This is a genomic window from Bacillota bacterium (assembly GCA_040754675.1).
Taxonomy (GTDB): domain Bacteria; phylum Bacillota; class Limnochordia; order Limnochordales; family Geochordaceae; genus Geochorda.
Genome location: JBFMCJ010000190.1, coordinates 1 through 7,611, shown reverse-complemented (window position 1 = coordinate 7,611; position 7,611 = coordinate 1). Strand labels below are relative to the sequence as shown.

The window sequence follows — 7,611 nt, the reverse complement described above, 5'->3', positions numbered from 1 at the left end:
CCGGGCCGTTGCGCGACATGCCCAGGGCGTACTTCACCCGGTCGTCGTACAGGGTGGCCTCCTCCAACTCGCGGTCGGAAAACCCCTTCTTCAGCTGGATCAGGATGGCTGCGGTAAGCTGGGCGGGACTCACCGAGGGGCGGCCGATGTCGCAGTAAAGGTGGGCGAACTCCTCGTCTCTGAGATTGCCCTGTTCCCAGGCCCAGGCGCGAAAACGGGCCCAGAAGGACTTCTAGGGGATGCGGTCCATCCATCCCCAGGTGTCCTCCACATGCCAGTTGGTGTTCACGTAGCCCAGCATCCGCACCGCCCACCTTGCCCCAAATCGTTGCTACGGCTGGATTTGACCGAGGTCTGCGGGGATTGTCCAAACAAATGTTTCCAGGCGGTGGTTGCCAGAAATGGAAAACAGGCTGATGAGAGAGCCGCCTGAGCCCCCTCAGAGGGGATTTTGAAGCGGACTCCTAGGACGACAGGCGGCACCATTGGGAAGGAGCAGGGGAATCGTGAACGTGTTGCTGGTTAATCCCGGGGGCGGACTGGAAAGATTTTTTCCCTTGGGCCTAGCGCACGTGGCAGCAGCCCTCAGGCACGCCGGCCACCGGGTGTGGGGATGCGACCTTGCCTTCGAAGGGCGACTTCTTCCGCAGTTGGTCGGGGACATCCGCCCGGAACTCGTCGGGATTACCGTGCGCTGTGACACGCTAGGCCAGTTGCCAGCTGCCGTCCAAACGGTGCAGGCGGCCTACCGGTCCTCCGGGGCCCGGTTGCGCTTGCTAGTGCTCGGCGGGCCGGGCATCTCCACTTCCGGTCCTGCCATTGCACAGGTACTGCGCCCTACGGGCGTGCCAACCGCGGCAGTGATCGGGGAGGGCGAAACCCCCATAGTGGAACTCGCCCGTGCCCTGTCGTCGCACGCCCCGGATCTGCCGCCGGGAGCGGTGACCCTCGATGAACCTCCTCCCCTTTGGCCCCAACCACGTATCGAGGAAGACCTCAGCCTCCTTCCCCCGGCCGATTACACGCTCTTCCCAGTAACTCGCTACAACCGCAGAGGGACGCTCAGTTTATGCTACCCGTATGCTCCCATGGTCACAAGCCGGGGGTGCGTTCACGATTGCCCCTTTTGCGCGGCGCCCCGCCTGAGCGGCGGCAAGTGGCGGCCGCTTCCCCCCCTGTCAGTGGTGCGGGAGATGGAGCGGCTGCGCCGCCTGGGCATACTCGACATACACATTGAGGATGATGATTTCCTTCATGATGCGGCGAGGGTAGAGGAAATATGTGCTCGGTTGCGTGCCCGGGGGCTAGACCTCGTCTGGGAGTGCATGAACGGGGTTCGGCCCGACCACTTGACCAGCCGCCTCGTCCGCGCCCTCGCGAACGGGGGTTGCGTGTCGGTCACCCTGGGAATCGAGACCCTCAACCCCGCGGCTGCTGGGGTACTGGGCAGGGCCGCTGACGAGCCCCATCTCAAGCAGATCGTGGCGGAATTACGTTCGGCCGGCCTAGTGGTGGGGGGGTACTTCATGCTGGGCCTGCCAGGAGAAAGCCTGGAAGATGCCTGCCACACGGTCGCCACCGCCCTCCGCCTGGGGCTGGACCTGGCCCAGTTCTCGATTTTCCAGCCCGTCCCCGGCAGTGCCTGGGAAGGGACGAAAAGAGCCGATCCCATGCAACTGGCACAGCTATGCAGTCTGCGACGACGGGCCTACCTGCGCTTTTACCTGAGGCCGCAGGTACTCGCCCGGCTGGCGCGCCGCATCGATCGGCACACCGTTGATCTGATACTCAGACGGGCATTGAGGATACTGGGAGGTAGCTCTGCATGGATGTGAACCGAGTAGTGTTCGTGCGTCTCCCGCCGTTCATGGGCTACCGCCACCCTCACCCGCAGAACCTGCTCATCCCCTTCGAAGCGGCCCAGATGGCGACGATCCTATCCCTGCGCGGATATAGTGTCCACATCGTGGACGCCTGGGCGGAAGGGCTTACCCCATCGCAGACGATGGAGCGCATCGTTGCTGCCCGCCCGCAGTTGGTGGCCATGGAAACAGCCACGCCCACCGTGAACCTGGCCCGCCGGATCATCCAGGGCGCGCGCCAGAGGCAAGACTTCGTAGTGGTCGCCTTCGGGCAGCACGCCACGGCCCTCCCCGGCACGATATTGGGCGACGGATCCTTTCTTGCGTGTATAAAAGGTGAGGGCGAAGCCACGCTGCCCCACCTGCTGGAGGTACTCGGGCGAGGCGGGCGGCTGTCGGAAGTCCCCGGCATCCTGTGGTACAGGGATACCCTGCACGAAAACGCCCCGCGCCCCTACCTCGATGACCTGGACAGCCTGCCGTTCATCGACTACCGATTGCTCGCAAGGCGCCGCTACTACATGTCATCGTGCTCCATACCGCGCTTCCGGCCCACTCGTTGGGGCTTCGTCCTGAGCAGCCGCGGCTGCCCGTTCCGTTGCATATACTGCTCACCCACCCTGCGCTTCTCCTACGGCAAGAGGTACCGGGCCCATTCCCCTGAATACGTCGTCGACAATATTGAATACCTGGTACGGGCACACGGGGTCAACGCTATATCACTGCCCGACGACGTCTTCACGTTAGATCGGGACAGGACGGCGCAGATCTGCCACCTTCTGCGTAAGAAAGGCTTGAGGGTGCCCTGGGTGTGCCAGACACGGGCCGATTGCCTGGATCCCCTCCTAATCCGGGAGATGAAAGCAGGCGGCTGTGTGGGCGTGTGCCTGGGGGTGGAGTCGGGCAGCGAGCGGGTCCTTCAGTGCCTCCGCAAGGATATGAGCAAGGAGCAGATCCGGCGCGTGGTGCGCGAGCTTCACGCCGCCGGGATCGCCCCCACCTTGTTCTTCATGGTGGGGAGCCCCACGGAGACATACGAGGAGTTCCGGGAGACGCTCGCATTCGCGTGCGAACTGCGGCCGCTGATCATTCAGGTGGCATACTTCACCCCCTACCCGGGATCACCTGTATTCGAGGAGTTGCACCAGTCCTCTCAGCAACCTGGTGCCCTCACCCAACTCAGCTTCGACGACTACTCCCATTACAACCGTGCGAGCTTCAACCTGAGCGCTATTGACGACCAGCGCTTCCGAACGCTCCAGCGCGATTTCTACCGCCGCTACTACCTACGAGCGGCCTATCTCCGTTACTACATACGGCGGCGCCTACCCTATGCCGTCTTCAACGCCCGGCACGAACTGGGCCTCATCCGCGCGGCCTTAACCTTCCTGGCGCGACCACCCAAGGCCGGGGATATGTATCCGAGTTCGGGGTCCCCGCGCCGGGGGGCGTCAGCATGCGGTAAGGAGTCGCAGCCAGCAGTGGGGGTGCAACCTCACGAAGCGCTCGAACCGCAGGGAGGGGAAGCACTTCCCCAAAACCCACCTCGCGGCTAGGTTTCACTCGGACCTGTTCAAAACCTCTGGAACTATGTTCCAGGCCAAATCGGGCAAGTCTACGGATACAAGGAGGGCCGGCTGTGTGGCCACCTGAATACGAGACATCGGATGTTGCGATGGCCCGGTGTACCGGAGAAGCGTCCCGGGTATGGGTTAAGGCCTGCCTCCACTATGAGGAGGCAGCTGTGAGGTCGGGCCTGGAGGCCCTGGGAGACGGTTGCGGGCTTGGCGCCAGCGCCCGCGGACGCACTGTGTTCTGCAAAGTTAACGCTGCCACGGGTGGCCCCCCGGCCCGGGCCCGGTCCACCCATCCGGTGGTGGTGAAGTGTCTTGTGAGCTACCTGTACAGCCGCGGGGCAACGCAGGTCTATGTAGGAGACTCCAGCGCGGCCTACGGTCACACGCGCGCGGCCCTCGCGTCGGCTGGGATCACCCAAGCAACACAGGAAGCGGGGGGGCTCGTGGTCGACATCGACTCCCTCAGCCCCCGCCGCCTATCTTTGCCGGTCCCAGGTGATGTCTTCACGGGTGACCTGGTCTTGGACAGCGACTTGCTGGTATCGGTGGCCAAGCTCAAGACCCACTCGCTAGCTGGTTACACCGGCGCGCTAAAGAACCTCCTGGGAACGCTGATGGGGGCCGGCAAGGCTCGAGTCCACCAAGCCGGAGGACGCCATGGATTGTACCGCGCACTCGTGGAACTCATTCGGCTCCTCCGGCCCCGGTTCGGGGTTCTGGACGGGATCGTAGGGATGGAGGGGAACGGCCCCAGCGACGGTCAGCCGCGGCTAATCGGGCTCCTCGCAGCGTCGTCCGACCTGGTGGCCCTCGACACGTTTACCTGCCAGCACACAGGCATCAACCTCCGGCGCGTACCCTTGTTAGGCTACGCCGCACTTGCGGGGCTGGGCTGCGATGACCCCGCGCGCATCGCCGTGTGCGGCGACGCCGTCGCGCCGCTTCATCCCCCCCTGGCGCTTCCTGCCCGCACGTTCCGGCTCCCCGAGAAGATCGCCCCGCTGGCGAGGACATTTTACAGGCTGCGTGAGGTGGCTATGAGTCCCATCATCAAAGAGTCAAGCTGCACACGCTGCGGCAATTGCGTCTCAACGTGTCCTTCCCAGGCCATCTCCTACGCCCCAGACAGCGAACTCCATATCGACCCATACTGCTGTGCGCGCTGCTTTCACTGCCTCTCCAGTTGCCGCAGAGGGGCAATAGAGGTGGCTATCAACCCTTGGCTCCGACCACTGATTGCCGCTCGCCTGGAAATGCTGGGCATGGGCACGAGGAACAACCGATAAGGGAGGAGGCTGAAGGCATGAACGCGGTGGGCCTTATCGCGGGAAGCGTCGCTGCGGGCGTGGCAGGTCAGATGTTGCTTAAGCAGGCAATGAGGGAGGTAGGCCCCTACATGGGCAGGGAGTTTGGATCCTGGCTATTCTCCGCAGCGACATCCCCTTATGCGCTGGCGGGCCTCTCGATGTATGTCCTTGCCCTCGCGACTTGGCTCGTGGTCCTCTCCCGGGTAGAACTCAGCTGTGCCTACCCGATGCTAGGAGCGAGCAAGGTGCTGGTGGTCTTCCTGGCGTTCCTGGTTTTCGGGGAGCCCCTCACCTGGCACAAGATAGTGGGGTCGTCCCTGGTGTGCGCAGGGATATGGCTTCTTGCCCTACGTGCCTGAGCACCCCCACCTCACGTGAGGTGTACCGGACGAGGACGGGGCGGCTAACGGTAGGCGCGGAGGCTGTTCACCAGGTTCCCCCAGCTACTCCCTACTGGCGGCTGGCCTCTTACCGTTCGCTCCTTCGCTCTTGGGGAATCCTCTTATACCCTTCCACCTCGTGTTCAGGTTACCTATCAACTCAGTTCTCACCTTGCAGAAGCGGGCCCAGGGAGGTAGGGACAACTACATGACCCGAGACGACTTGGTCGTGTTTCTCATTCAGATTTCCGTGATGTTGGCAGTAGGACTCGCCCTCGGGAAGGTGATGTGCAGGCTGCGCACACCCGCAGTCGTAGGCGAACTCATCGGCGGTGTGCTGTTGGGGCCCACGGTCCTGGGTGCTGTTGCTCCTAGCTTCCACGCGTGGCTGTTTCCCTCTCAAGGCATCAGCTCGGTGGGTCAAGATGCAGTCATCCAGCTGGGAATGCTGTTCTTCTTGTTTCTGGCCGGGCTGGAAGTGAACCTCGAGCATCTGCGTCGTCAGGGGTTGAGCATAGCCCTGGTGAGCATTTCGGGGATTGCCGTGCCCTTTGCCCTGGGATTCGGGTCGGTCTTCCTGTTACCTGACCTGTGGGGGGATCAAGCGAACGGCGACACACTGATCACTGCTCTTTTCGTCGGGACGGCTCTATCCATTTCGGCCCTGCCTGTTACAGCCAGAATCTTGCTGGATCTGAACCTGATCCGGAGCGAAGCAGGCCGGGTAATGATGGCTGCCGCTACCATCAACGATCTGATAGGCTGGTCGTTGTTTGCGGTGATCCTGAGCAAGGCTACTCCGAACGCTACACCTACCACCGCCCCTTGGGCAACCATGCTCCTGGTGCTGGGTCTGTTCGCCTTAGTCTTGAGTCTGGGGCGTCGGGTAGGTCGACACGCCCTGTTTTGGTTGCAATCTCACCTCACCGGGCCCGCTAGTACCATCGGAGCCATGGCCGTCGCGTTGCTAAGTGCGTCCGCTGTTGTCCAGGCGATGGGAATGCATACCATTGTGGGAGCGTTCCTAGCCGGCGTTTGCCTTTCGGAGGATTGCGAAAGGCGAAACCAGGCCCATGAGACAGTGTACCAGTTTGCGATGGGCTTTTTCGCCCCCATTTGCTTTGTTTCAATAGGGCTCAAGACCAACTTCCTGGCCAACTGCGACCCACCGCTCGTCCTATTTGTATTCCTGGTTGCGTTTGCTGGCAAGGTGATCCCGGTTACGCTGGGAGCACGGGTGGGCGGGTTGCCCTTAAGAGAGGCTCTGGCGGTAGGTTTCGGAATGAACGCGCGAGGGGCAATGGAGGTAATCCTAGCGACGGTAGCGTTCGAGCACAACCTGATTGATCAAAGTATCTTTGTGGCTCTGGTGATCATGGCGGTCGTAACGAGTCTGCTGAGCGGCACAGCCGTCCAGCGCCTTCTTAGGCCTGCGGACGTCTCCACCGGAGACCGGCGGAGCCTGAACGTGGCGCCCTCCCGGAGGAAGCCACATCTCTTGCTCCGTTGGAGGCAGGGCCAGGAGGGTACGCCGCTGGCTTGAACGTAAGCGTCAAATAGCGCCCACCTTGAGAACGCTCCAGGTGCATATCAGAAGGCAGGCCGGTCGCGTGCTTGCAGCGGCCCGGACGGTTACCGCGGCCGGCGAATGATCAGGTTCGTTTGCTATCGATGCGACAGGTGGCAGGCAGAGACTCCGACCAGGGCAGCAACTCGTCCAGGTCACCGCCGCCCAGGTTGGGAAGCCTCTCGAACAGGTAGCGGAGATACTCGAAGGGAATCAACCCGTTCTCCTTGGCCGTCTCCACGATGCTGTAGACAATGGCGCTGGCCCTGGCCCCGCGCGGGGTGTTGCAGAACAGCCAGCCCTTCCGCCCGATCACAAAGGGCTTCAGAGAGCGCTCGCTGCGGTTGTTGTCGAGTTCGAGCCTACCGTCAAGCAGGAACCCTTCGAGTTTACTCCACTGGCTCTGGCAATACCTGATGGCTTGGCCAAGCAGGCTTTTGGGGAGGACCCTGGGCGACTGGGTCCTGAGCCAGGCTGAGAAAGCATCCAGCACGGGCCGGCTCCTCTCCAGCCGGGCTCGGTACCGCTCCTCGGGGTCTGCCTCCCTGAGGTCGCGCTCGATGTCGAAGAGCCGGTTGCAGAAGTCCAGCCCCTCCCGGGCGGCCACCGGTGGGGAGCGCTTGTCGGGAGGCAACACCTTGAGTGCCTCGTCGAACTTGCGCCGCGCATGAGCCCAGCAGCCCACCAGGGTGACGCCCGGCAGTCCGTCGTAACCGGCGTACCCGTCGACCTGCAGGTAGCCCTTGAACCCGGCGAGAAACCGCTCGGGGTATTTGCTCGCCCGGGTGGTCGTGTAGTCGAAAAGGACGATGGGCGGGGGTTCCCTCCCGGTGCGGTACAGCCACATGTAGGACTGGGTCTGGGCCGCGCGGCCATCTTCGTGGAGCACCTGCACTGTCGTCTCGTCGGCCTGCAGGA

The 7,611-nt window shown here is 62.8% G+C and carries 7 protein-coding genes; 5 read left to right on the top strand and 2 right to left on the bottom strand.

The genetic code is table 11. The features are described from left to right. A partial coding sequence (locus AB1609_11940; GenBank protein MEW6047176.1) for a transposase occupies positions 1 to 133 on the bottom strand: 133 nt, incomplete at its 3' end. A gap of 424 nt (positions 134 to 557) precedes the next feature. Between AB1609_11940 and AB1609_11935 the strand changes: the two genes are divergently transcribed. The 5 genes from AB1609_11935 to AB1609_11915 all read left to right on the top strand — a co-directional run bounded on the left by AB1609_11935 (position 558) and on the right by AB1609_11915 (position 6,669). Beyond that, a complete protein-coding gene (locus AB1609_11935) occupies positions 558 to 1,835 on the top strand; it encodes a B12-binding domain-containing radical SAM protein (GenBank protein ID MEW6047175.1) in 1,278 nt (425 codons plus the stop codon). Further along, positions 1,826 to 3,418: a radical SAM protein gene (locus AB1609_11930; GenBank protein MEW6047174.1), complete on the top strand. Its 1,593-nt coding sequence runs from the start codon at positions 1,826 to 1,828 to the stop codon at positions 3,416 to 3,418. Before AB1609_11935 ends, AB1609_11930 begins: the two co-directional genes overlap by 10 nt. A gap of 119 nt (positions 3,419 to 3,537) precedes the next feature. Continuing rightward, complete coding sequence (locus tag AB1609_11925) at positions 3,538 to 4,725, top strand: DUF362 domain-containing protein (protein MEW6047173.1); 1,188 nt, start codon at positions 3,538 to 3,540, stop codon at positions 4,723 to 4,725. A gap of 17 nt (positions 4,726 to 4,742) precedes the next feature. After that, entirely contained in the window at positions 4,743 to 5,105 is a 363-nt protein-coding gene (locus AB1609_11920; GenBank protein ID MEW6047172.1) for an EamA family transporter, read from the top strand. 229 nt (positions 5,106 to 5,334) lie between these two features. Continuing rightward, positions 5,335 to 6,669 carry a cation:proton antiporter gene (locus AB1609_11915; GenBank protein ID MEW6047171.1) on the top strand — a complete coding sequence of 445 codons (1,335 nt, stop codon included), beginning with the start codon at positions 5,335 to 5,337 and terminating at the stop codon, positions 6,667 to 6,669. Positions 6,670 to 6,778: 109 nt separating this feature from the next. On the opposite strand, the gene AB1609_11910 is transcribed toward AB1609_11915, so the two are convergent. Beyond that, positions 6,779 to 7,611, bottom strand: an 833-nt coding sequence (locus AB1609_11910) for an IS66 family transposase (GenBank protein ID MEW6047170.1), incomplete at its 5' end; no start/stop codon positions are given.